This is a genomic window from Cryobacterium sp. Hh11 (assembly GCF_004404045.1).
Taxonomy (GTDB): Bacteria; Actinomycetota; Actinomycetes; order Actinomycetales; family Microbacteriaceae; genus Cryobacterium; species Cryobacterium levicorallinum.
Genome location: NZ_SOHF01000030.1, coordinates 1 through 2,260 on the forward strand (window position 1 = coordinate 1; position 2,260 = coordinate 2,260).

At 58.3% G+C, this 2,260-nt stretch carries 2 protein-coding genes; both read left to right on the plus strand.

The features are described 5' to 3' along the window. Positions 1–238: 238 nt before the first annotated feature. Positions 239–1,849, plus strand: a complete 1,611-nt coding sequence (locus tag E3T46_RS14365) for a sodium-dependent transporter (RefSeq protein ID WP_134579068.1) — start codon at positions 239–241, stop codon at positions 1,847–1,849. Continuing rightward, entirely contained in the window at positions 1,846–2,007 is a 162-nt protein-coding gene (locus E3T46_RS14370; protein WP_134579067.1) for a methionine/alanine import family NSS transporter small subunit, read from the plus strand. The genes E3T46_RS14365 and E3T46_RS14370 overlap by 4 nt, the downstream gene beginning before the upstream one ends. The last annotated feature ends 253 nt before the right edge of the window (positions 2,008–2,260 follow it).

The following is a 2,260-nucleotide window of genomic DNA, read 5'->3' on the forward strand; positions in this document are numbered from 1 at the left end:
GAAATCACGATCACCGTTTCCGGTGATTTCAATCCGGAAGATGTCAACCTATATGAGGTTCTCTGTCGAATGATTCTACGAATCAATGTAGCCGTGCGTCTTGACATGATTTCTGGGGCGGGGATACCGTGAAGAAGGTTACCCACCAAGAGCATCTGCAGCGAGGATCATATTTGTGAGTGAATCGGGAAAGACACAACAACCACCCTCGAACGTGAGCGCGCGGCCACAACGTGAAATGTGGTCCGGGCGAAGAGTGTTCATACTCGCTGCCATCGGGTCCGCCGTGGGACTGGGCAATATCTGGCGCTTCCCCTACGTTGCCTACGAAAACGGCGGCGGGGCGTTCATTATCCCGTACCTGGTCGCCCTGCTCACTGCCGGAATACCGCTACTCTTCCTCGATTATGCCATCGGGCACCGATTCCGTGGGTCACCTCCGCTGGCAATGCGGAGACTGCATCCCAAAGCCGAAGCCATTGGCTGGTGGCAAGTAGGAATCTGTTTCGTCATTGCCGTGTACTACGCGGTGATCATTGCCTGGGCCGGCATGTACTTCATATTCTCCTTCACCACCGCTTGGGGCGACGACGCCGCGGGTTTCTTTACCGGCGAGTTCCTCCAGGTCAGCGATCAGGTGAACCTGGGCTTCGACTTCGTGCCCTCCGTGCTCATTCCGCTGATTCTCGTGTGGGGCGTGGTTATCGCCATCCTCGCTTTGGGCGTGCAAAAGGGAATTGCCCGCTCCTCCATCGTGTTTATGCCGTTGCTATTGATCATGTTCCTCATTCTGGTCGTCCAAGCGCTGTTCCTTGAGGGTGCCTGGACCGGACTGGACGCGTTTTTCACGCCGGACTGGACCCGACTCGGTGACAGTTCTATCTGGGTGGCTGCCTATGGGCAGATCTTCTTCTCACTGTCGGTGGCCTTCGGGATCATGATCACGTATGCCTCCTACCTGCGGCGAAAAACCGATCTGACCGGTTCCGGGTTCGTCGTCGGCTTCGCCAATTCCGGCTTCGAGCTGCTGGCCGGCATCGGGGTCTTCGCTGCCTTGGGATTCATGGCGGCATCGAGCGGGGTTGGTGTGGACGAAGTCGCTGTCAGCGGTATCGGTCTGGCATTCATTGCGTTCCCGACCATCATTGCGCAGGCGCCGGCGGGTGTTCTGTTGGGAGTGCTGTTCTTCGGTTCGCTTGTGTTCGCCGGTCTAACGTCGCTGATCAGTATCGTCGAAGTCATCATTGCCGCCGTTCAGGACAAGTTAGGCTGGCGGCGGGTGAAGGCAGCGCTGGTCGTCGGCATCCCTATTGCCCTGATATCGATCCTGCTGTTTCCAACGACGACGGGCCTGAACCTGCTCGATGTGACCGATGCCTTTGTCAATAGCTTCGGAATTGTAGCCGTCGCACTGGTGGCCGTAGTGGCGATGTCCGCTGGGTTCAGCGCTCTTCCCCGGCTGCGCGAACACATCAATGCAACGTCCTCGATTAAGCTGGGCCGCAGTTGGCAGATTTTCATCGGCGGTGTCACTCCGGTGGTCCTGGGTTACATCCTGATCGACACCCTCACCACCAGGATCAGCGAGGGCTACGGCGGTTTACCGGACTGGTTTGTCGGCGTCTTCGGCTGGGGCATGGTGATTGCCTTGGTGCTGATCGCCTACCTGCTCTCGAAGATTCCGTGGAGCCATCGATCCGCCGCTTATGAGAAAAATGTCCATGAACCGATCCTGGACGCCGAACTCGATGCGAATAAATCCGCCACGGATAAGATCATGGATGGCGAAACTCGCCTGCCCGAAACCGCCGCATCCGGATCCGCAGCGGGGGAAAGGAAGAACCCATGAGTACCTCCGCGGTCGTCATGATGATCATCGCTCTGTTGGCCGTATGGGGAGGGCTGGGGATGGCCCTGCTCAATCTCAAGCGGCATCCGGAAGTCATCGACGACGAGGAAGCCGACGCTGTTTTGCACGACGGCGCATCCGTGTCGCCATTACGGTAGGTTCGTGGCCCGCAAAGTGACGTTGATTCGCCCGCGGCTGAGTCGGTTCGTCAGATCGGCTGTTCGCGGATAGGCCTTTAGTAGGCCCTGCTGCCCGGAGCGGGCCACCTTTGCACGGGCTTGAGGATGCGCACTCGCGCGACGACGGCCGTGAGGAGTAGATTTTCTGAAAGCGACGAAAAGTTGGCGCCCGGATCCCGAAGCCACCTCTTCGTAATGCCACAAATCCGCGTTGTTCGGTGGCCGGGAATGC